The organism is Thioclava sp. GXIMD4215 (assembly GCF_045291555.1).
In the GTDB taxonomy this organism is placed as follows: Bacteria; Pseudomonadota; Alphaproteobacteria; order Rhodobacterales; family Rhodobacteraceae; genus Thioclava; species Thioclava litoralis.
In genome coordinates this window covers 2,107,856-2,129,921 of the sequence record NZ_CP149515.1, presented here as the reverse complement: position 1 = coordinate 2,129,921, position 22,066 = coordinate 2,107,856, and the positions used below count along the sequence as shown (strand labels likewise).

19 protein-coding genes and 1 tRNA gene are annotated in these 22,066 nt (G+C 58.1%); 10 read left to right on the top strand and 10 right to left on the bottom strand.

Annotation, left to right across the window (positions count from 1 at the left end):
• Window positions 1–47: 47 nt before the first annotated feature.
• Window positions 48–1,208 (top strand): molecular chaperone DnaJ, encoded by a 1,161-nt coding sequence (gene dnaJ / locus WDB86_RS10480; protein WP_406721473.1) that lies wholly within the window; start codon window positions 48–50, stop codon window positions 1,206–1,208.
• 30 nt (window positions 1,209–1,238) lie between these two features.
• Here the strand turns inward: dnaJ and WDB86_RS10475 are convergent, their stop codons facing one another.
• On the bottom strand, window positions 1,239–2,045 hold the full coding sequence (locus WDB86_RS10475; protein WP_406735868.1) for a hypothetical protein: 807 nt from the start codon (window positions 2,043–2,045) through the stop codon (window positions 1,239–1,241).
• Between the two features lie 131 nt (window positions 2,046–2,176).
• Between WDB86_RS10475 and radC the strand changes: the two genes are divergently transcribed.
• Window positions 2,177–2,968, top strand: a complete 792-nt coding sequence (gene radC / locus WDB86_RS10470) for a DNA repair protein RadC (protein ID WP_406721475.1) — start codon at window positions 2,177–2,179, stop codon at window positions 2,966–2,968.
• On the opposite strand, the gene WDB86_RS10465 is transcribed toward radC, so the two are convergent.
• From WDB86_RS10465 to secA, 7 genes are all read right to left on the bottom strand, one after another.
• On the bottom strand, window positions 2,969–3,919 hold the full coding sequence (locus WDB86_RS10465; RefSeq protein WP_406735867.1) for a hypothetical protein: 951 nt from the start codon (window positions 3,917–3,919) through the stop codon (window positions 2,969–2,971).
• A gap of 155 nt (window positions 3,920–4,074) precedes the next feature.
• Complete coding sequence (locus WDB86_RS10460) at window positions 4,075–4,281, bottom strand: hypothetical protein (protein ID WP_406735866.1); 207 nt, start codon at window positions 4,279–4,281, stop codon at window positions 4,075–4,077.
• 150 nt (window positions 4,282–4,431) lie between these two features.
• The gene (locus WDB86_RS10455) at window positions 4,432–4,848 is read right to left on the bottom strand and encodes a hypothetical protein (RefSeq protein ID WP_406735865.1); all 417 of its coding nucleotides are present in this window, start codon (window positions 4,846–4,848) and stop codon (window positions 4,432–4,434) included.
• 276 nt (window positions 4,849–5,124) lie between these two features.
• Window positions 5,125–7,038, bottom strand: a complete 1,914-nt coding sequence (locus WDB86_RS10450; protein WP_406735864.1) for an AAA family ATPase — start codon at window positions 7,036–7,038, stop codon at window positions 5,125–5,127.
• A 1-nt stretch (window position 7,039) separates the two neighbouring features.
• Complete coding sequence (locus tag WDB86_RS10445; RefSeq protein ID WP_406735863.1) at window positions 7,040–7,543, bottom strand: ABC-three component system middle component 5; 504 nt, start codon at window positions 7,541–7,543, stop codon at window positions 7,040–7,042.
• Window positions 7,540–8,715, bottom strand: coding sequence for an ABC-three component system protein (locus WDB86_RS10440; protein ID WP_406735862.1), 1,176 nt, complete (start codon window positions 8,713–8,715; stop codon window positions 7,540–7,542). Before WDB86_RS10440 ends, WDB86_RS10445 begins: the two co-directional genes overlap by 4 nt.
• 550 nt (window positions 8,716–9,265) lie before the next feature.
• On the bottom strand, window positions 9,266–11,980 hold the full coding sequence (gene secA, locus WDB86_RS10435) for a preprotein translocase subunit SecA (RefSeq protein ID WP_339108510.1): 2,715 nt from the start codon (window positions 11,978–11,980) through the stop codon (window positions 9,266–9,268).
• A gap of 181 nt (window positions 11,981–12,161) precedes the next feature.
• Here secA and WDB86_RS10430 point away from each other — a divergent pair, with 181 nt between their 5' ends.
• The 4 genes from WDB86_RS10430 to WDB86_RS10415 all read left to right on the top strand — a co-directional run bounded on the left by WDB86_RS10430 (window position 12,162) and on the right by WDB86_RS10415 (window position 15,229).
• Window positions 12,162–13,073: a peptidylprolyl isomerase gene (locus WDB86_RS10430; protein WP_406735861.1), complete on the top strand. Its 912-nt coding sequence runs from the start codon at window positions 12,162–12,164 to the stop codon at window positions 13,071–13,073.
• A gap of 26 nt (window positions 13,074–13,099) precedes the next feature.
• Window positions 13,100–14,464: a bifunctional glutamate N-acetyltransferase/amino-acid acetyltransferase ArgJ gene (argJ, locus tag WDB86_RS10425; RefSeq protein ID WP_406721479.1), complete on the top strand. Its 1,365-nt coding sequence runs from the start codon at window positions 13,100–13,102 to the stop codon at window positions 14,462–14,464.
• The gene (gene mutT, locus WDB86_RS10420) at window positions 14,461–14,865 is read left to right on the top strand and encodes an 8-oxo-dGTP diphosphatase MutT (RefSeq protein ID WP_339108513.1); all 405 of its coding nucleotides are present in this window, start codon (window positions 14,461–14,463) and stop codon (window positions 14,863–14,865) included. The genes argJ and mutT overlap by 4 nt, the downstream gene beginning before the upstream one ends.
• A gap of 235 nt (window positions 14,866–15,100) precedes the next feature.
• A complete protein-coding gene (locus tag WDB86_RS10415; protein ID WP_339108514.1) occupies window positions 15,101–15,229 on the top strand; it encodes a hypothetical protein in 129 nt (42 codons plus the stop codon).
• A 186-nt stretch (window positions 15,230–15,415) separates the two neighbouring features.
• On the opposite strand, the gene WDB86_RS10410 is transcribed toward WDB86_RS10415, so the two are convergent.
• Window positions 15,416–17,197 carry an ABC transporter transmembrane domain-containing protein gene (locus WDB86_RS10410; protein WP_406737041.1) on the bottom strand — a complete coding sequence of 594 codons (1,782 nt, stop codon included), beginning with the start codon at window positions 17,195–17,197 and terminating at the stop codon, window positions 15,416–15,418.
• Between the two features lie 364 nt (window positions 17,198–17,561).
• A tRNA-Leu gene (locus WDB86_RS10405) sits at window positions 17,562–17,646 on the bottom strand.
• 191 nt (window positions 17,647–17,837) lie between these two features.
• Between WDB86_RS10405 and WDB86_RS10400 the strand changes: the two genes are divergently transcribed.
• The 4 genes from WDB86_RS10400 to WDB86_RS10385 all read left to right on the top strand — a co-directional run bounded on the left by WDB86_RS10400 (window position 17,838) and on the right by WDB86_RS10385 (window position 21,989).
• Entirely contained in the window at window positions 17,838–18,821 is a 984-nt protein-coding gene (locus WDB86_RS10400) for a complex I NDUFA9 subunit family protein (protein WP_339108515.1), read from the top strand.
• Window positions 18,822–18,825: 4 nt separating this feature from the next.
• Entirely contained in the window at window positions 18,826–19,626 is an 801-nt protein-coding gene (locus WDB86_RS10395; protein WP_339108516.1) for an undecaprenyl-diphosphate phosphatase, read from the top strand.
• 154 nt (window positions 19,627–19,780) lie between these two features.
• Window positions 19,781–21,214 (top strand): NAD(P)-dependent oxidoreductase, encoded by a 1,434-nt coding sequence (locus WDB86_RS10390; RefSeq protein WP_406721481.1) that lies wholly within the window; start codon window positions 19,781–19,783, stop codon window positions 21,212–21,214.
• Between the two features lie 64 nt (window positions 21,215–21,278).
• Complete coding sequence (locus tag WDB86_RS10385; protein ID WP_406721482.1) at window positions 21,279–21,989, top strand: hypothetical protein; 711 nt, start codon at window positions 21,279–21,281, stop codon at window positions 21,987–21,989.
• Window positions 21,990–22,066: the final 77 nt, after the last annotated feature.

The window sequence follows — 22,066 nt, the reverse complement described above, 5'->3', positions numbered from 1 at the left end:
GCTGTTAGGGCGGGCCCGTTTTCACGTTCCCCGAAGGGAGCTAGAGAATGGCAAAAAAGGATTTCTACGAGGTTCTGGGCATCCAGAAAGGTGCCTCGGCCGAGGAGATCAAGAAGGCCTATCGCGCTAAAGCGAAAGAGCTTCACCCCGACCGTAATAAAGACAATCCGAACGCCGAAGCCCTGTTCAAGGAAGTGAACGAGGCACATGACGTTCTGAAAGATCCCGAAAAGAAAGCGGCTTATGACCGGTATGGTCATGCCGCCTTCGAAGGCGGCATGGGTGGCGGCGGTCGCCCCGGTGCGGGCTATGGCCAGCAGGGCGATTTCGCTTCGGCCTTCTCGGATGTGTTCGAAGATCTGTTCGGCGATTTCATGGGCGGTGGCGGTGGCCGCGCCGGTGGTGGCGGGCGTTCGCGCGCAACCCGTGGCTCGGATCTGCGCTATAACCTGCGCGTGACGCTGGAGGAGGCCTTCAAGGGCGCCCAGAAGCAGATCAACGTTCCGGGGTCCGAGACCTGTGACAGCTGTCATGGCACGGGCGCTGAGGGCGGCGCGGAGCCGCAGACCTGTCCCACCTGTGGTGGCATGGGTAAGGTTCGGGCGCAGAACGGTTTCTTCACCGTAGAACGCACCTGCCCCACCTGTGGTGGCCAAGGTCAGGTGGTAAAAAACCCCTGCCGCAAATGCCACGGTGCAGGCCGGATCGAGAAAGACCGCACGCTTTCGGTCAATATTCCGGCCGGGGTGGAAACCGGCACGCGCATCCGTCTGGCTGGCGAAGGCGAGGCAGGTCTGCGCGGCGGTCCGTCAGGCGACCTCTATATCTTTATCGAGGTCAAGGAGCATGATCTGTTCCAGCGCGACGGGACATCGCTTTTCTGCCGCGTTCCGGTTTCTATGGCCAGTGCCGCGCTGGGAGGCGAGGTTGAAGTGCCGACCATTGACGGCGGTCGCTCGCGGGTCAAAATTCCCGCAGGCAGCCAGTCGGGCCGCCAGATGCGTCTGCGCGCCAAAGGCATGCCCGCTTTGCGCGGGGGGGCGGTTGGCGACATGCTGATCGAGCTGGCGGTGGAAACACCCGTCAACCTGACACCCCGCCAGAAAGAGCTGCTGCGCGAGTTCGAGAAGATCGAGGCCGAGAACAACCCGCAAGGGGCGTCCTTCTTCCGGAAGGTCAAGAGCTTCTGGGACGGGATGACCGGATAAGACAAAAGCCGCCCTCAGGGGCGGCTTTTTTCATAGGCTGCGGGAATAGCTTCCCGAAAATCCGGCGGAAAGGGCGAAGGCCGAAGCCGACTGGTAATATGTCTTGGAATAGACCATCGAAATCTGATTGCGCTCGGTGACACGTTCGATGCCGACGGCCTCATGTGCCCATGCCGTTTCGGTCGAGACCGAGACATTCAATTCGCCGCTGGCGATCTGCTCTTTCATATCAGCGACAAGAGCCGCTTTCTGACCGGCCCGTGCAAGCGCCTTGCCCTTCGCAAGGAAGGCCATCGCCGCCTCGCTATCCTGCCCCGTCATGGCAAATAGCCGCAACAGGGCCCGCTGGCGCCCCCAGTCGGCCTTGCTTTGCTGCGCATCCAGCATCTGCTCCGCCCGATCCCCGAGCGCCTGATCAATCAGGCCCTGGGTCTCGGCCTCGGTCTCGGCACCAAACATGGCCTGCCGGAAATCCTGCTGTTTTCCTAGAAGTGTATCGGCCTGTTCCAGCGTACCGACATAGGCCGCCAATGCCTCGGCGCCCCCTTTGTTCCAGACATGCTGGGCGTCCAGCGTGAGGTCAGCCTGTGTATCCCCTTGCAGCAGGGCCTGCGCCGAAGAGATTTCTGACTGGAGGCGACTGCGCAGATTGGACAGAAGATCCAACTCCATCTCGGAGGCGGTCATCGGACGCGGAAGCTTTGACTCCACAACCGAGATCTGCGGCCCCTGTGGCGAAGATTTGGAAAGCGTCACCACCGCCACGTCCTGCACCCGCCCGGACTGGCTTTGATAGCCCCGAATCTGGGGTCCCGTCCCAGAATAGATCCCGATCATCTTACCCTTCCTTGCACCCCGACTATTATCCTTCCTTATTCTCGTGAAGAATGTGTAACTGCCCTTAGGTCGATGATGAACATGGCTAACAGGTTAAGCCTTTCTTCACCAAGCCAAGGCAATCTTGCGGCATGACACAGCCACCGAACGCCTTTCACGAAGCCCCTCTGCCGCTTTTCGGTCATCCCGATGAAGCGGTGCCCGCGCGCCCCGTCGGTTGCGCGCCTGCGCGGCAGAATCCGGTGCGCTTGCCATCTTATATCAAGGACCATCGCAAGCGGCTGAGAACCCGCTTCATGGAGGGCGGGGCACAGGCCCTGCCCGATTATGAAATGCTGGAACTGGTGCTGTTTCGCGCCATCCCGCGACAGGATGTCAAGCCGCTCGCCCACCGCCTGATGCAGGCTTTTGGTGACTTCGGGCGGGTGCTGGCCGCTCCGCCGTCACGTCTGGCCGAAATCGAAGGGGTGGGCGAAGCGGTCATCATCGAGTTGAAGGTTGTGGAGGCCGCCGCCCATCGTCTGGCCCGTGCCCGTGTCATGCATCAGCCGGTGCTGTCCTCTTGGGATGCCCTGCTGGATTACTGCCACACCGCAATGGCCCATCGCGAGACCGAACAGTTTCGCGTGCTGTATCTGGACCGGAAAAACACCCTGATCGCGGATGAGGAACAGTCGCGCGGCACGGTGGACCATGTGCCGGTCTATCCGCGCGAGGTGGTGAAACGCGCGTTGGAGCTGAATGCCTCGGCGCTGATTCTGGTGCATAACCATCCCTCCGGCGATCCAACCCCGTCAGAGGCAGACCTGACCATGACGGACCAGATCAACCGTGCGGCGGGTGTTCTGGGGCTTGTGCTGCATGACCACCTGATCATCGGCAAAAGCCGTGAACTCAGTTTCCGCGCGGAAGGGTATCTGTGATCAGGGCCCGACCTCGGCAAGGTTCGGCAGATCCATCACCACCGCCCCGCCAAGCTGGTCACATTCGGGCATCATCAAGGTCACCGGCATCATCGGGTGCAGCTTGCTTTGATCGGACCATGCGATATTGCCCTCCAGATCCTGATCACAGCTCTCTTTAGTCAGGGCCGCATCAATGGCCAGCCTGGCCTTGGCCAAATCCAGACGGGTCGAATAGACCTCGGCCTGCTGACCGTCTTCCACGCTGGAAAACCGCGTAAGGTAACCCTCCGGTGTGCCATCTGTCGCCGTGTCGCGGGCGCTCAGATGCAATGCGACAGGGCGCGTCCATGACAGAACGACACGGTTCCATTGGGCCGCGTCTGGCTGGTTGATCCCTTCCGAGACCACGCCCCCCGCGCTGGCCACCGTCAGGCGCGTATTGGCAATCATCGCCGGCACGAGCCCCCCCCATTTGCCCTGCGCATCAAGCTGCACGTCGAATTGCAGACCGGGCTGGGTCAGGGTCGCAATGGCACCGGCATGACAGGCATCGATATAGGCCACCGAAATCATGCCGTTTTCAGCTTTCTCCAGATGCAGAACCGGTTCGCCGCAAGCGCTGGCCTCCGCCAGTTCCAGCGCGGGGCCCTGCGGCGGGGCCACCTGCCGAGCGGGGGCAGGTTCTGTCGTGAAGCTCGCGCTATAAAGGCGATCCTGCGGTAGGGTGGGCACCGGCAGATCAGCCCCCAATGCCCGCGCGGGAGCCGCCCCCAAAGACTGTGCGGCACCAAGCGCACTGACCAGACGGGTCTCGCTGACAGGGCGCGCGATATGCGGAATGGCCGCATCGGCAGGCGACACGCCAAATTGGGCGAAAATCGTATCGGCATGCTGCATGAACTGGCTGCAGGCCACGGCGGTGACACCCGTGGCCAAAATCAAAGAGATTTCCCGCATTTTCTGTTTCATGCTGCTCTGCACCCTACGGCGTCGCGTTTGTCGTTGCTTAACAACATATAACCGAAATGCGGGGCCTGAAAGGCACAGATGTGGCAAGACCATGCCCCAAAAGACCAGAAGGCGGCAAATATGCCACCCCATCAGGACAGCCACCATCAGTAAGATCAGCGAACCACCCGAAAGGCCATTGTCTGGCGTAACCCCGCCCAGCCCGCCGTTTGGGGAAGATCAGGCAGAGAGACCGCAAGCCGCACGTCCACCGCCTGCTGTCCTGTCGCCTTCAGAAACAGGGCGATCCCGTCCGCATCAAGCGGGTAGCTAAAGCGACATTGTTGCGAAGGCAGCAGCGTCAGGGCCGGATTCCTCAGCATGACCGCATCGCGTGCCGGCGCTCCGCACTTCCGGCAACTGACCGGACTACCCCTTGCACCTTGCCGCATGAACTAAAATTTCCCCAACATCCCCCCTAAATGAAGTAGGGGTGCCCTTCGGCACCTCCATATACAGACCTCGGGACAAACTTACCCGGATTCGGGACGAACTCGAACGTCGTGCTCGATGATATGCGCGCGCAGGAGATCTCGGATCGGTCCGGGATCGCGCCCGTTGCACTGCCGGTCGAGCCAATCATAAAGCTTTCCGTACTTGGCCAGTGGGCCTGCCTGCGCGGCTTGGGCGGGGGATGTCTCCCGGATCAGATCCAAGGCGTTGATGATCGCTTTCGGCCCCTGCGCGTAGATCCGGAATCCCGCTTCCACCGCCGCCTCATGGCGGTCCGGTACCAAGGTCTTCGGCGCCACCTTATGCCCTTGCTCGATCTCGACACCGAGCATCAGCGCAGCATCAAGGACCTGTTGCAAGCCCTGACCCGCCAGCCATTCGTCTTCGTCGCGCTCCCCATGCAGTCGTGCTTCCAGCCAAGTCAGATAGCTCGGCAACGCGGACACGCATGGTGGGCACTTTATCAGGTCGCTGAAAAAGGTCTGAGACGACCGCTTAACGGCTCCCTTGTCAGGATTCGACGCGCCGCGTTTTCACTCGCTCGACGAGAGAGCTCGAAAACTAATGCTCTTTCGCGTCAGGTGCGATCTTCTCTAGGTTTTTTATTATCCTGCTGAGGCCGACCTTATGCTCGACACTAAGTTTACTACCGAGATCGAGAGCCATGCTGCCGAGAATGTGCCACAGCTTTGGTCTACAAAAGAGCAGAACTATCAAGCTTTGGTTTCTGGAATGCCCAGGTCAAGCGAGCGATTTTCATGCGTATAGGCTGGTCCTACGACATAATCTTGGAGCTCTAGTGCTGGGTTCATCATCGACGTTGTGAAAATGATCTGGAATGGAGCTTCAAAGGCTGTTGCGTGTTCAACGATCAGTTTTTGAAAGAGATGGCTACGTTCTTCTTGCATTCCTTTGTCTTCAATGTTGTCAAACAATAGGAACCTCGGATGATAGAAGGCATCATCCTTCATGGCGGCGAGGAATAAAGAAAAAATCGTCGCATTCTTGAGGAAGACATTGCTGCTTTCCGCAAAATTGTAAGTGCCATCGACGGAGTTCGCATCATTTTTGAAATTAAGCGAAACGTCTTTCGCTGAGATAAATTCATCTTGCCTTGGAAGATCTGATCTCAAGATCGCAGCGGCAATCTGCGATACACTGGAAAGCGCCACCGTCCTCCTCTTGCCGGCCGTAGTGCGCAACGCTGCCGCTCGAGCGTTCTTAATGTCCAGATCTTTTTGGACAGAGGCTTTACTTGCACTCAACGCTTCGATCTCTTCTGCAACTTTCAAAGTTGACAGTAGATAGGCCTCCTCCGCGTCAATGTGGCCAATTCGATTGGTGCGCTCGGCTAAAAAAGCCTCCCGTGGCCCGTTGGGACCAGAGTATTTGACCTGATACTGAGTAAGGTCGCGCTTGTGCTGGCTGCGCATTTTTCGAATTTCAGACAGTTTTTCGGTGAGGGAACCATTCTTTTGGCTTAACAGCTGGTTAGTTTCACGAGTCTGAATCTCAAGATCAAGCCTGATTTGATTGTACCGTGCCTTCTCGATGTCTGGATCCAAACTCTCCTTGCAGACGTAGCAGTGATCTTCGACGTCTGGGGTGACAATTTCTTTACCACATGCGGGGCAATGGCTGAACGCGATGGCACCAACGACATCAAAAGACAGCTGCGCGGCCGCTAGCTTAAATTGTTGCTCTTCGAGGAAGGTTTGGAATTGAGCGATCTCCCTCAGTTCAAATTCAATTTCGCTGATATCACCCTCGAGCGAAGTGATGGCTTCACGTTGTTTGGAAAGCCGTGCGCGTGCGGCCTTCCGCTCAGCCAAGAAATTGCCAACTTCTCCTGTATCAATATGACGATCAACGTTTTCGATCTCATCATGTAAACGTGTTTTTTCAGCCGCCAGTTCTCGGAGCTTGGCGTTGATAGAGGCTGGGTTTGCTAGCGCATTTTCGAGTTTAAGGGCCCCCAAAAGGCTAGAAAGCTTGGCATCGATCTTTGAGAACTCTTTCTCTTTGTCACGAATTTCCAATCCAATTTCATAGAGCTCATATCCGCTGATGCCGCATATCAGATCGCCAACTGCTTCGCGAATGCTTTGCGTATCGAATGACTCATATCTAAAAATCCGCATCGCCGGGGTGCGTTGATCAGAATAGCAGAGTCTCAAGAGCTGGTGCATAGTTATGTTGGACGCACCATCGCTTTGGGCCTCTGGAATCCCAAGCGTGCGGAACATGACCTGCGAGAAGCTTTCTTTGTTTCCAGAACGCCGGAGCGGAAAGATCTCCCACCTGTCCAACACACTTTTTGAGGCGTCCTCGAAGCCACCAAAAAATACAGCCACAGGCTGTTGGGCGGACGAAGTGGCACGTTTTAGCACCAGCTTGCCGTTTGAAGTCTCAATCTCTGCTTGAACCTCGTCACACTGACTGGCTGCGTCCTTCCAATCATCGAACTCTCCCCCTAGAATAAAGAAGATGAAGTCTGAGATAGTGGATTTACCCGACCCGTTTTCACCACGGATGATATTTACGCCAGGGTGAAAGTTCTGGTCGTAGGCAGTGTGGCCCCGTCGCATGATGCGTAATCGGTTAATTTGGAGATAACGGCTGGCCATATCAAACGCTCCTGCGCAATCCGCAACTTGAACGCAGGCTGGCCATACCATCGTTATGGCTGGCTGAATATTTATTGATGAGGAAGTGAGCCAAAGCACTCTCTTTCTCATTATCGATGCGGTTCACGATGTCCGCAAACAGAGACGTTCCAAGTGTACTTAACTTAGCGGTTTTTCCTGCGAAGTTCTCGGTATTGAGAAGGCCCTTTGCAACAAGGGCGCTCAGAGCCGATGTTTGAGCGCTCTCCATCTTATGAAAGAGAAGAGGGGACGCTGGGTAAGACAAAAAGACTTTATCTGGTTTTGGAATTGCCAGATCACGAAAGGCACTTCTGACATCAGCGGTCATCGTGACCCGGTGGAGGAGAGGTGCGTTGGCAAAGAAGAAATCCAGAATATAAAGCCGCTCAAGATGAACCGGTTGCCGCAACTCCAGCAGCAATCCACCCACACGACGGATACAATCATAGATATCGAATTGGGAATACCACAGTCGCGCACTCATATTGGTTTATCCCACCTAATGTGGCATTGTTCAGTTAGAAAATATAGACCTGAGAGGACCGCTGAGGCTGGAAATTTCGTCCCACCAAAGCTCTTTGCTATTATGGGATCGAGAACATTTTCCTGAAGTGCTTTTCGCACGGCGTCTTCGGGTGCATCTTTGCAGATATAGGGATGGAACACGTGGGTAACGAACCGTGTTTCGATTTCTGCCAGAAGCGCATCATGATCCTCTTTCGCGGCTGAAAACAATCCCGTCCTAGCGTAACCACGCGCGAACTTGTTCTGGGCATCATTCGCATAATCGTATTCGATCTCTCTATTAGCATCGATCAGCTTCTGAAGGAGGTCGCGTCGGTCATGGTCGGATTTTGCGCCATAGTCGGTGAAAGCCAACGCTCCGCTTGACGGCGTCGCGGAGCTCAGTGTTCTTTCAATATGACGCTTGATGCCACGGTAAACGACATCGTCGCGATCCTTGGGTTTACATATCGAAATATGATCCCGATCGACGGCCACTGGATTTGCACCGGGGATCCCCGGGTCGGCGGATTCCCTCGAAACAACGAGCACAGCTTTTCGAGTCTTGTGCTTTTCGTAATAGACCTTTGTAACATGATCATCGTTCGCGGCGCAGAACTTACGGTATGCCTTGTTCAAATCTTCCAGCATGCCAGTTTCATTGCCCAACAGTTTGATGTGCTTTGAGGCCCCTGGCACTGATTCCACGATATTGGCGATGGAAGAGCCAATGTGCGGTGTTGCCAAGAATATCACGAGTTTGGTTGCGGTTGATACGGCGGCCCAATCTTCGTCGTCAGCGTCTACGGACGCGCGCAGGACCATCTTGACCAGAATGCCCCCTAGGCTATGAGTGACGAACACCAGTGGGCGTTTCCCCAGCCCTTTACCGGCAAATTGTTCGAGAACGTTGTCGGCACGCTCGAACATATCCATCTCTTTCCTGGCCCACTTCTCAAAGACAGTCGCGCCATAACCCAAGCAATATGCATTGCATGGGGCGATATCCCCGGTAAGCCATTGGGGCCAAAAGCCATCGTTCCCACCACAGTCCCATGTCGAATGGGCATCACCAGAAAGGCCATGGACAAATACAATGTCGATAAGCGCGTCACTGGCGGAATGGATCTGATTGAATGCCGTTTCGCCCAATTATTGGTGCCTCGTAATTTTTGTGGGCAGGTGGTGTCCTGAACTATTTTCGTTGGAATATGCAGGATTGCGACTTTGGGGTCTACACATTTGGGCTGATTAGTTTCCATGTGACCAATGATCCCGCAACCATCTCTAAAGACTGCTTTTCGCCAGACGTGTCGACAATCTCGCACTTGCAGCGAGTGACCGCAAGCCGCTCTCATTGTCGATCACCGCGTACCTGCCGAGCGGAGGTCGAAGTGCCATGGCCCCTGAACACCATCCAGACCTGAGGTTACGCGTAAGATCAGAAGGCCCGTATGGATAGCCTGCCTGGGCGTGTCATCAGGTATTATTCCTCGGCATGACCGCAGCGCGTGCCGGTGCTCCGCACTTCCGGCATCTGATCGGAGCCCCCCTCGCACCTTGCGGCATGAAATAAATTTTCCTTAACCGCCCCTCTAAATGAAGTAGAGGTGCCTTTCAGCGCCCCTATATACAGATTTCTGGACAAACTTATTCGGATTCGGGACGAACTCGACCGTATTCTTCACCTGCAAGCAGCGCCTTACAGCTTACCGTGGCAATGCTTGAATTTCAGCCCCGACCCGCACGGGCAAGGGTCATTCCGGCCCGGTTCGCCCCAAGTGGCAGGATCGTTCTCGTCAAAACCCGGACGGGTCTCGCCCACGACCTCGATCCGGGGAGGCTCTTCCGGCATGCTGTGTTGCTCCGGCTCGGGCTGCTCCTCGTTGCGGGCACTATACATCTGCGCCTGCAGGGCCTCGCGCTCGGCCTCGGTGAGCGGGCGGATCTGCGCAAGGCGCTGGGTCACATCCACACGCAACCCGTCAAGAAGGGCCTCGAACAGCTGGAAGCTTTCGGTTTTATACTCCGAGAGCGGATCGCGCTGCGCATAGCCACGGAAGCCGATCACCGAACGCAGATGCTCCAGCTTCACCAGATGCTCGCGCCATTTGGTATCGACCGTTTGCAGCAGGATCTGCTTTTCGATCGTGCGCATGACCTCGGGGCCGAAGGCGGCTTCCTTCTCTGCCATATAGGCGTCGGAGGCCTCCTCGATGCGTTCCAGCATGACCTCCTGATCGACGCCCTCTTCCTGCGACCAGTCCGCCAGCGGCAGGCTGAGGTTCAGACCCTCTTGGATCGCGGCCGCAAGCCCTTCGATATCCCATTGATCAACATAGGATTTCGGCGGCAGATACTGATCCACCAGATCATCGATCACCTGATGGCGCATATCGGCGGCGATCTCGTCTACGTCACGGCTATCCATGATCTCGCGACGCTGGTTGAAGATCGCCTTACGCTGATCGTTCATCACATCGTCGAATTTCAGAAGCTGCTTGCGGATGTCGAAGTTACGACCCTCGACCTTGGCCTGCGCGCGCTCCAGAGACTTGTTCACCCACGGGTGGATGATCGCCTCGCCCTCTTTCATGCCAAGCTTGGACAGAACATTTTCAAGCTTGTCGGACCCGAAGATCCGCATCAGGTCATCTTCCAGCGACAGGAAGAACAGCGAGCGCCCCGGATCCCCCTGACGGCCCGAACGACCGCGCAGCTGGTTGTCGATACGACGCGATTCATGGCGCTCGGTCGCCAGAACGAACAGCCCGCCCGCCTCCAGAACCTTCTGCTTTTCTTCGGCGGTGGCCGCTTCGATACGGGCGCGCACCTCTTCGGGATCCGCCTCCGGATCGCGTGCCAGCTCTTCCTGCACGCGCATTTCCACATTGCCGCCCAGCTGGATGTCGGTCCCGCGACCGGCCATGTTGGTGGCAATGGTCACAGCCCCCAGACGACCGGCATCCCCCACGATCTGGGCTTCCTGCTCGTGCTGGCGGGCATTGAGGACGTTATGCGTGATACCGGCCTGCGTCAGCAGATGTGACAGCATCTCGGATTTCTCGATCGAGGTGGTGCCGACAAGAATGGGCTGCCCCTTCTCATGCGCCTCGCGGATGGCCTCGATCACGGCCTGATATTTTTCCATCGCGGTGCGATAGACGCGGTCGTGCTCGTCGATCCGCTGCACGGGGCGGTTGGTCGGCACTTCGACCACGCCCAGCTTGTAGATTTCGGCAAATTCCTCGGCCTCGGTCGAGGCGGTGCCGGTCATGCCGGCCAGCTTCTCGTAGAGGCGGAAATAGTTCTGGAAGGTCACCGAGGCCAGCGTGACGTTTTCGGGCTGCACCTGCACCCCCTCTTTCGCCTCGATCGCCTGATGCAGGCCGTCGGACAGACGGCGGCCCTTCATGGCGCGGCCGGTATGTTCGTCGATCAGCACGATCTCGCCATTGGCCACGACGTAATTATCGTCTTTGTTGAACAGCTTATGCGCACGCAGAGCCTGCGTGACATGGTGCACCAGCGTGGTCGATTCCGGATCGTAAAGCGACTGGCCCTCGGGCAGGATGCCCTCGGCCTGAAGGCGCTGCTCCAGATATTCGTTGCCCTCTTCGGTGAAGGTCGCATTCCGCGCCTTCTCGTCGATGGTGTAATGCTCTTCGGTCAGCTCGGGGATATACTTGTTGAGCGTATTATACAGCTCGGTACGATCCTCGGCAGGGCCGGAGATGATCAGCGGCGTGCGGGCCTCGTCGATCAGGATCGAATCGACCTCGTCGACAATCGCGAAGAAATGCCCGCGTTGCGCCATTTCCTCGACCGAGCCCTTCATATTGTCGCGCAGATAGTCGAACCCAAGCTCGTTATTGGTCGCATAGGTGATATCTGCCTGATAGGCCGCCTTTTTCTCGGCATCGGGCTGGAAGGGCACAACAACGCCGGTGCTCAGCCCGAGCGCGCCATAGACTTTCGACATCCACTCCGCATCACGGCGGGCGAGATAGTCGTTCACCGTCACCACATGCACGCCCTTACCGGCCAGCGCATTCAGATAGACGGGGAAAGTGGCCATAAGGGTTTTGCCCTCGCCGGTCTTCATTTCGGCAATCTGCCCCTGATGCAGGAAGATGCCCGCCATCAGCTGCACATCAAAGGCGCGCAGCCCCAGTGCACGGCGTGCCGCCTCGCGGCAATTCGCAAAGGCTTCGGGCAGAAGATCATCAAGGCTTTCGCCCTGCTCTTGCACACGCCGTTGGAATTCATGTGTTTTTTCGATCAGACCCTGATCTGTCAGGGCCGCAAACTCTTCCTCGAGCGCGTTGATCTTCGCCACCAGAGGACGAACAGATTTTACCTTGCGGTCATTCGGCGTGCCGAAAACCTTTTTCGCGAGTGTTCCGAGGCCGAGCATGACTTCTCCGCAATTGGACTGACCAAATCGTGTGTGGGGCCACCCTTGCCGCGCCATTCGGGCCTGCCTAAAAAGCATGCGAGAAAGGGCACAAAGGGCCTTTTTGACCCTTGGCGATGTAAGGGTCGACTGTCAGAGTGTCAACGCCGCGAAGGAATGCGGCAGTGAAGGAGTGGCCAAGATGCCGAAACTGACGAAACTTCTGGGGACCGCAGCCGTGGTTGCGATGATGGCTGCGGGCGCACAGGCGCAAGACAGCACCCCCGCAGCGCCGGCGGCCGACAAAGCGGCCCCTGCGGCTGCCAAAGACTACCGCAAGGATGTGAATGCCGACACGGTGGTGGCCACCGTAAACGGCAAGGATATCACCGTAGGCCAGATGCAGATCGTGCGCGACAGCCTGCCGCCGCAATATCTGCAACTTGATGATGCAACGCTGTTCAAAGGCATCCTTGACCAGCTTGTGCAGCAGACCGCTCTTTCGGAAATCGGCGAAGGCCGCAAGACCAAGCGCGATGACGTTGCCCTTGAAGTGCAGCGCCGTGCCTATCTGGCAGGGTCGATGCTGGAATATACGGCAAATCGTGCCGCGTCCGATGATGCGGTCCAGAAAGCCTATGCGGCAAAATATAACGCCGACAATCCGGTGACCGAATATCACGCCGCCCATATCATCGTGCCGACCGAAGAGAAGGCCAAAGAGATCAAGAAAAAGCTGGATGACGGCGCGGATTTCGCCGAGCTGGCCAAAGCCAATAGTCAGGATGGCGCAGCCGAGAATGGCGGCGATCTGGGCTGGTTCTCGCTGGATGCGATGGTGCAGCCCTTTGCCGATGCCGTCGCCAAGATGAAGGATGGCGAGGTTTCCGACCCCGTGCAGACCGAATATGGCTGGCATATCATCAAACGCGAAGGCACCCGCATTGCCGATGCGCCGAAAATCGACGATGTCCGGGCCGAGCTGGAAGACGATCTGCGTCAGAAAGCGGTGGAAGATCGCGTGAAGGAAACAGTTGACGCCGCAGATGTGAAGCGGATGGACGGCGACATTGATCCTGCTATCCTGAAGAACGACACGTTGTTCGGCCAATAAGGCCGAAACATGGAAGGGGATGGCGCATGCCTGGGAAGAAGAAGACCATCAAGCGGTACGCACGCCGCGTCGACAAGCTTGAAAGCAAGGTCAAGAAACTCAAAGCGAGACTGAAGACCGGCGGGGTCGGAGCCGAGATCGCTCCGGCAAAGTCGGCGATGGTTTCGCCTTTTGCTCCGGCACGCTTCCCCGACCTGCCTGAAATTGACGGCGTCCGCTTTGCCTCTGCTGCGGCGGGCGTCAAATATGCGGGCCGCACCGATGTGATGCTGGCCGAGATCTGCCCCGGTGCGGCGCTTGCGGGCGTCTTCACCAAATCCTCGACCCGCGCGGCCTGTGTGCTGGACAATCAGGCCAAGCTGGCGGGCAATCCGGTTTCGGATCAGGGCGCGGCCATTCTGGTGAACTCGGGCAACGCCAATGCGTTTACCGGCGCCAATGGTCAGGCCTCGGTCGATGCGATCTCGGGCAAAGTGGCCGAAACGCTGGGGCTTCCGGCCTCGCGCGTGTTCACCTCTTCGACCGGCGTGATCGGCGAGCCGCTGCCGCATGAGCGTATCACCAATGTGCTGGGCGAACTGAAGACCAAGCTCAGCCCCGCCTCGATTTCCGATGCCGCCCGCGCCATCATGACCACCGACACCTTCCCCAAAGGCGCCTGCGCGACCGTGGCGGGCGAAGGCGGCGAGATCAAGATCGCCGGTATCGCCAAGGGCTCGGGGATGATCGCGCCGAATATGGCGACGATGCTGGTCTATATCTTCACCGATGCCTCCATCGCACCCGACCTGCTGCAAAAGCTGCTGTCGTGGCAGGTGGATGATACGTTCAACGCAATCACCGTTGATAGCGACACCTCGACCTCGGATGCGCTGATCCTTGCGGCCACCGGCAAATCGCCCGCGGCTCCGCTGATCGAGGGCAGCGACGCCGCGATTGCCTTTGAAAAGGCCCTGCGTGCCGTGATGACCGATCTGGCCAAGCAGGTCGTGATGGATGGCGAAGGTGCCACGAAATTTGTCGAAGTGCAGGTGACGGGCGCACAGACAACGGCCGATGCCCATACCATCGCCATGTCCATCGCCAATTCTCCGCTGGTGAAAACCGCGATTGCGGGCGAGGATGCAAATTGGGGCCGCGTCGTGGCCGCTGTGGGCAAATCCGGCGCCTATGCCGAACGCGACCTGCTGACGATCCGGTTTGGCGATATCGTGGTGGCCGAAAAGGGTTGGCGCAATCCCGATTATTCGGAAGAGGCGACCTCGGCCTATATGAAACAGGCCGAGCTGGTGATCGGGGTGGATCTGGGCTTGGGCGAGGCGTCAAAAACCGTCTGGACCTGTGATCTGACCCATCGCTATATCGACATCAACGCGGATTACCGCTCGTGACCAAGAAGATCGTTCTTGTCTCGGCAGTTGCCCTGATCGACCCCGACGGGCGCGTGCTTCTGGCGCAGCGCCCCGAGGGCAAATCGATGGCGGGGCTATGGGAGTTTCCGGGCGGCAAGGTCGAGGCGGGCGAGACCCCCGAGGCCTGCCTGATCCGCGAGCTGAAGGAAGAGCTGGGGATCGACACCTGGGCGAGCTGTCTGGCGCCGCTGACTTTTGCCAGCCACAGCTATGACGATTTCCATCTGTTGATGCCGCTCTTTGCCTGCCGCAAATGGGAGGGCATCCCTGCCCCGCGCGAAGGCCAGACGCTGACATGGGCGCGGGCGAAGGAACTTACGGATTATCCAATGCCGCCCGCCGATATCCCGCTGATACCGATGTTGCGGGACTGGCTTTAGGTTGAAAAAATATTCTTGATTCGTGTTTAGGGCGCCCTATCTGGGCGCCTTTTACATTCAATGACGGCAATATAGGCAGTTTTTCTGCCGGACTGTCGACAAAATTTCAAAACTGCCTCCATTTAAGAAATAATTCACCCTACCTCGCCTTTTTTCTTTGCAATTTTATGACAATCCTGTTTTATAAAGATATCGGATTAATCAGGATCCGGATCATCTTCTAAGGGAGGTCCTTATGCTTCGTACTATCACCGTTGGCAGCTCGGTTTCGATCCAAGGCATCTACCAAGGCAAACTGGCAGACGGCAAAATCACCGTCCGCGTTGGCGAAGAGCTTTACACCGGTCGTCCGGTTACCCGCTGAACTCTCGGGCGTCCCACGGCGCGCAGGGGAGGGCGTGCCGGAAGGTTGATGCCTGATACCATCAGCAGGTAAAAGAAAGAGGCCCTTCGGGGCCTCTTTTTTTATGCCCCCGCTCGGGGCTCGCTCGGGGCCCGCTCGGGGGGGATGTCCCGACTCTGGGCGCGGTGACCTGCGGCACGAAAGGGATTACTCCCCTTCGGTAAACTGCAACCGTGCCAGCTCTGCATAAAGCCCGCCCTCGGCCACAAGGCTTTCGTGAGTGCCCTGTGCCACGATCCGGCCCTGATCGAAAACCACGATACGGTCGGCTTTTTTCACGGTCGCCAGACGGTGCGCGATGATGATGGTGGTGCGATCCTGTGCCAGTTGCTCGACCGCCGCCTGCACCGCCCGCTCCGAAGCGGCATCCAGTGCCGATGTCGCCTCGTCCAGAAGCAGGATCGGTGCATCCCGCAGCATGGCGCGCGCAATCGCCACGCGCTGCTTCTGCCCGCCCGACAACATCACGCCACGCTCGCCGACATAGGTCTCAAGCCCGTCCGGTAGCGCCTGCAGGAAGTCCAGCGCATGGGCGGCACGGGCCGCAGCCTCGACCTCGGCATCGCTGGCCTCGGGACGGCCAAAACGGATATTCTCGCGCGCAGAGGCCGCAAAAATCACCGGATCTTGCGGGACAAGCGCGATGGACTGACGGAAATCGGCCCGTGCCATCTGCCGCAGATCCACCCCGTCAATCGATACAGCCCCCGTTTCAGGGTCCCAGAACCTCTGGATCAACTGGATGATCGTCGTCTTCCCTGCCCCTGAAGGCCCGACAAGCGCCACCGTCTCCCCCGCCGCGATCTCCAGCGTCACATGATCCAGCGCCGAAGTGTCAGGACGCGAGGGATAGTGGAAACTGACATCGGCAAAGCTGATCGCCCCCTTGGCCGGACGCGGCAAGGCCATCGGCGTCTCGGGGTCCTCCAGATTGTCCTTGGTCTGCAAAAGCTCGATCAGGCGCTCTGTCGCCCCTGCCGCACGCTGCAACTCGCCCCAGATTTCCGAAAGCGCCCCGACCGAGCCTGCGACCATCACCGCATAGATGACGAACTGCACCAGCTCACCGACCGACATGATATCGTTGCGCACATCGCGCGCGCCCACCCACAAAACGCCGACCACACCGGAAAAGATCAGGAAGATCACGATCACGGTCATCATGGCGCGTGTGCGGATCCGGCGGTTGGCGGCGCTATAACTTTTTTCGGTCACATCGCGGAACCTGTCGCGAGTGCGGGTTTCATGGGTAAAGGCCTGAATGGTCTGCGCCGAAAGCAGCGCCTCGGAGGCCGATCCCGAAGAGCTTGCGATCCAGTCCTGATTTTCACGCGACAACCCGCGCAACCGCCGCCCCAAGACAATAATCGGCACGATCACCGCCGGAACGATCAGCAGCACCAGTCCCGTCAGCTTGGCGGAGGTCACCAGAAGCATGACCATCCCCCCAACGAAAATCAGGAAATTCCGCAGCGCCACCGAAACCGAAGAACCGATCACAGAGAGAATCAGCGTCGTATCGGTGGTGATGCGCGAAATGATCTCGCCGGTCAGGATTTTCTCGAAAAAGGCGGGCGACATGGCGATGACACGGTCGAACACCGCCATACGGATATCGGCCACAACCCGCTCGCCAAAGCGGGTCACCAAATAGTAACGCGCGCCCGTCCCGATCGCCAGAAGCGCGGTAATCACCAGTGCCGCACCGAAATATTCGTCCAGCAGGGCCGCGCCGCTGTTGAACCCGTCAACCACACGGCGCACCGCAATCGGCAGCACCAGCGATACCGAGGCTGTCAGCACCAAAGCCAGAAGAGCCGAAACAGCCAGGCCGCGATAGGGCCGCAAGAAGGGCCAGAGGCCTCGCAATGCGCCAACCCGTTTCGTTGTCGGGCGATCTTCCGTCGTGGTCTTTGATCTACGCACTATAAGGCCTCCTGTTTTCTGCGGTTTAGGCAGCCAAATCCTCTCGGGCAAGGCTCGAATGGCCTTTAACGACTAAGGTTTCATGACTGTGAAGCGGAAAAACCGGTTTCTCCGGCCAAATCCGCGACATTGCGGCGCCAGCGCACCGCGCCCCAAACGGGCGCAACCCCGAACTTCGAGCCTCTCGCGGGGACCGGCGCAAGGCCTGCCTGCACATAGTCAAATCCGTTTGGAGCCTTCTTCTGAAAGGGCCAAACGTGCCAACCTGTATCAGGCCAGCGCCGATCACGACCAAGTGGGAAAGAAATTGGGTGGGTAAAACAAAAAACCCGCTTAACCTGTTGAGGTTAAGCGGGTTTTTTTGGATTGGTGCCCAGAAGAGGACTCGAACCTCCACGCCTTGCGGCACACGGACCTGAACCGTGCGCGTCTACCAATTCCGCCATCTGGGCGTTCCTGCTTTGCTGTGTCTTTCGCTGCAGCGCCGCTGGTGTGAGGAGGCTTCTACGGTGAGAGCAAAGCACCGTCAATAGGAAATTTTCATTTTTTTCGCCGAGAACGAAGGAATGCCGCTGGCCCCTTGTCCCGCAAGAGGTAAATCGGTAATCAGGAAGGGAAAAATTGCAAGGGGGAGGCCCAGCCAATGGCGAAACTTGTGACGATCTATGGCGGTTCTGGTTTTGTAGGGCGCTATATTGCCCGCCGCCTTGCAAAAGACGGATGGCGTATCCGGATTGCCGTGCGCCGCCCGAACGAGGCGCTTTTCACCAAGCCTTATGGCGCGGTTGGTCAGGTAGAGCCGGTTTTCTGCAACATCCGTGATGACGCGTCGGTGCGCGCCGCGATGATCGGCGCAGATGCGGTTGTGAACTGCGTTGGCATCCTGTGCACCACGGGCAAGAACAGCTTCAATGCCGTGCAAGCCGAGGGTGCAGGACGTGTGGCACGGATTGCCGCAGAGCTTGGCGTGCAGAATCTCGTACATCTCTCGGCCATCGGAGCAGATGCCAAAGCCGCAAGCGCCTATGCGCGCAGCAAGGCTGAAGGCGAAGCCGCCGTTCTGGAGCATTTCCCGGAAGCGATGATCTTGCGCCCCTCGGTTCTGTTCGGGACGGAAGACGGGTTCTTCAACAAATTCGCAGCCATGAGCCGCTTCTCCTTCATTCTACCGATCACCGGCGGCAAGACCAAATTCCAGCCGGTCTGGGTGGATGATGTGGCCGCCGCAGCGGTGATGGGGGTCGAGGGCAAGGCCAAGGGCACCTACGAGCTGGGCGGCCCCGATCAGGCCAGCCTGAGCGATCTTCTGAAAACCATGCTGGGCGTGATCAATCGCAAACGTACGATCTTCAACATGCCTTTCGGTCTGGCCTCTCTGGTGGCGGGACTGTTCGATCTGCTACAGACGCTGACCGGCGGTTTGTTCAGCAACACGCTTCTGACCCGTGATCAGGTGAAAAATCTGAAGAAGGACAATATCGTTTCGGAAGACGCGCGAAGCTTTGCTCAACTCCAGATCACACCTACGGCAATGAACGCAATCATGGCGGGTTACCTCTGGCGCTTCCGTCCGCATGGACAGTATGAAGAGATTCAAGCTTCTGCAAAAAATCTAAAACGGTCCTGATCTCATGAATGATACCCTCTCCGCCGCAATACTTGGATTTGTAGAGGGTCTCACTGAGTTCCTCCCCGTTTCGTCCACGGGGCATGTGCTGATTGTCGGGGAAATGCTTGATTTCCACTCGACAGGGCATGCTTTCGAAGTTGTGATCCAGCTTGGCGCAATCATCGCCATTCTTGGCGTCTATGCCAAGAAGCTGTTCGAGGTCTTCACCGCCGCGCCCCATGACCCTCAGGCGCGGCGCTTCATCCTCAGCGTCCTTATCGCTTTCCTGCCTGCCGTTTTCATTGGCATTCTTGCGCATGATTTCATCAAACGCGTGCTCTTCGATTCTCCGCTAATCATCGCCACCAGCCTTATTCTGGGCGGCATCGTGCTGATTGTGATCGACCGTATGGACCTTCACCCCAAACATGACGACGCCATGAAAATCCCGCTGGGCAAGGCGCTTGCCATCGGCTTCATCCAATGTCTGGCCATGATTCCAGGGACTTCGCGTTCGGGCTCGACCATTGTGGGAGCCATGTTGATGGGCGTATCCAAACGTGCCGCCGCCGAGTTCAGCTTTTTCCTGTCGATGCCAACGATGGCCGGTGCCTTTGCCTACGACCTTTACAAAAACTACGATCTGTTGAACGCTGACGATATGACGCTCATCGTCATCGGCTTTGTTATGGCGTTCATCTCTGCAGTCATCGTCGTCCGCCACCTGCTCGACTTCATTTCGCGCCACGGCTACGCGATTTTTGGCTATTGGCGGATCCTCGTCGGCCTTGCGATCTTTGGATATTTTGCCATCGCGCGCTAACTAAGCAACCAAAGCTGACCTAATTCTCCGCATTTTTTATTGTGAATTTTCTCAAAACACGAAAAAAGCGATATTTAGGTCAGCCCTCCTTACTTTTAATGCCTTCGGTTAGCGTGTAGCACAGTGCCAAAGAAACGCTAGGGAGGCGCTAGCCATGGCCAAGCAACGCATGCTGAAGTTCGTGTCGACGGCAAAGGAAATGCCGGCGAAGCGCGACGCGAAGCAACGCGCCCAAGACTTCAACGAGATCTACGCGGAATACGCCGAACAGAAAGCGGCCGAACAGGCAGGGCGCTGTTCGCAATGTGGTGTGCCCTATTGCCACCAGCACTGCCCGCTGCATAACAACATTCCCGACTGGCTGCGCCTGACGGCAGAGGGCCGTCTGGAAGAAGCCTATCACATCAGCCAAGCCACCAATACCTTCCCCGAGATCTGCGGTCGCATCTGCCCGCAGGACCGCCTATGCGAAGGAAACTGCGTCATCGAGCAATCGGGGCATGGCACCGTGACCATCGGCTCGGTCGAGAAATACATCACCGACACCGCTTTCGAGAACGGCTGGGTGCCCTCCATCACGCCGAAGGTCGAGCGTGAGGAAAGCATCGGCATCATCGGCGCGGGTCCGGGTGGTCTGGCGGCGGCGGACGTGCTGCGCCGCGCGGGCTGCAAGGTCACCGTCTATGACCGTCACGACCGCGCAGGCGGGCTGCTGACCTATGGTATCCCCGGCTTCAAGCTGGAGAAGGATATCGTCATGCGTCGCGTGACCCAGCTGGAAGAAGCGGGCGTGGAATTCGTGCTGAACTGCAATGTCGGCACCGATATCACCTTCGATGCGATCCGCGGCAAGCATGACGCCGTGCTGATTGCGACCGGCGTCTATAAGACCCGCGATCTGCGTGATCCGGGTGCGGATGCGGCAGGTATCGTGCGCGCGATCGACTATCTGACCTGCTCGAACAAGCTGTCCTTCGGGGATGAGGTTGCCGAATTCGAAGACGGCACGCTGAATGCGGCGGGCAAGAATGTCGTGGTTATCGGTGGTGGGGACACCGCGATGGACTGCGTACGCACCGCCATCCGTCAGGGTGCGACCTCGGTCAAATGTCTCTACCGCCGCGACCGTGCCAACATGCCCGGCTCGCAGCGTGAGGTGCAGAACGCCGAGGAAGAAGGCGCGGAATTCGTCTGGCTGGCAGCGCCCAAGGGCTTTACCGGCAATCCGGTCACCTCGATCACCATCCAGAAGATGAAGCTGGGCCAACCCGATGCCTCGGGCCGTCAGTCGCCCGAGCCCATCGAAGGCGGGATCTACGAGGAGAAAGCCGATCTGGTCATCAAGGCCCTCGGTTTCGAGCCGGAAGATCTGCAGGACCAATGGGACACCAAAGAGCTGGAAGTCACCCGTTGGGGCACCGTCAAGGCCGAGTTCGGCACCCATGCGACCAATATCCCCGGCGTTTATGCGGTGGGCGATATCGTGCGCGGGGCCTCGCTGGTGGTCTGGGCGATCCGCGACGGCCGCGAGGCTGGCGCCGAGATCATCCGCTATCTTGATGGTGTGACCGCCGTCGCGGCCCAGTAATCCCCTATCCACGCAGGCAGGGCTGCATCCGGCCCTGCGCGAAGAGACGGAAGGACCTATCCCCATGAAACGGGTGGCAGTTTTTGCAGCAATCACCTTGATCGGCGCACATGCACAGGCGCAATCGGCAGACGACCAGTTTGCCGTGCCCGATGCCTGCACGCTGGATCTGACGGTGCAGATGCATAGCTGTCAGGTCGCCAATCTCTATCACTGCGCGGGGGATGCCGAAGGCGATCGCTGGATTTCTTATGCCGATGGCGATGGCGAATACTTCCTGTCACTGATCGATTCCGAGACCCGCTGGCTTCAGTCGATCAGCCTTGATAACGGGGAAATCGCCCAGCTGGACGAGGCAGGCTCCAAGGATAATGCTTCGTTCAGCACGCTGCTCGACACAGGCGAGGATGATTACGACTTTGTCACCTACAACAATTTCGGAGAGACCCGCCGCCAGATCGGTCGCGACTGGCTCACCGGAGACAAGGTCACGATTGACGGCAAGGTTCTGGAACGCGCGGATTTCAAACTGGAAACACAGGACAAGGCTGGCAACATCCTCGCCCGCCGGTCTGGAACCCAGTATATCGACCGCGATCTGCGCGTGTTCTTTTCAGGACGCGAAACCTATGAAAGCCCGCAAGGCGACAGTGTGCAGACCTATGATGCGCCAGTCTCCTTTGCCCATGAGGGCGAAGACGGGTTTGGTGCCGCAAAGCCGATCTACGACTGCGACATGACGATGACGGCGCTGCGCCCCGAAGATTTGCGATAATCGGCGCAGCCCCACACGAACCAGGCGCAAGCCACCCTTTGAATTCGCCGCGCGTCACAGCCGGTGCACTACGTTCT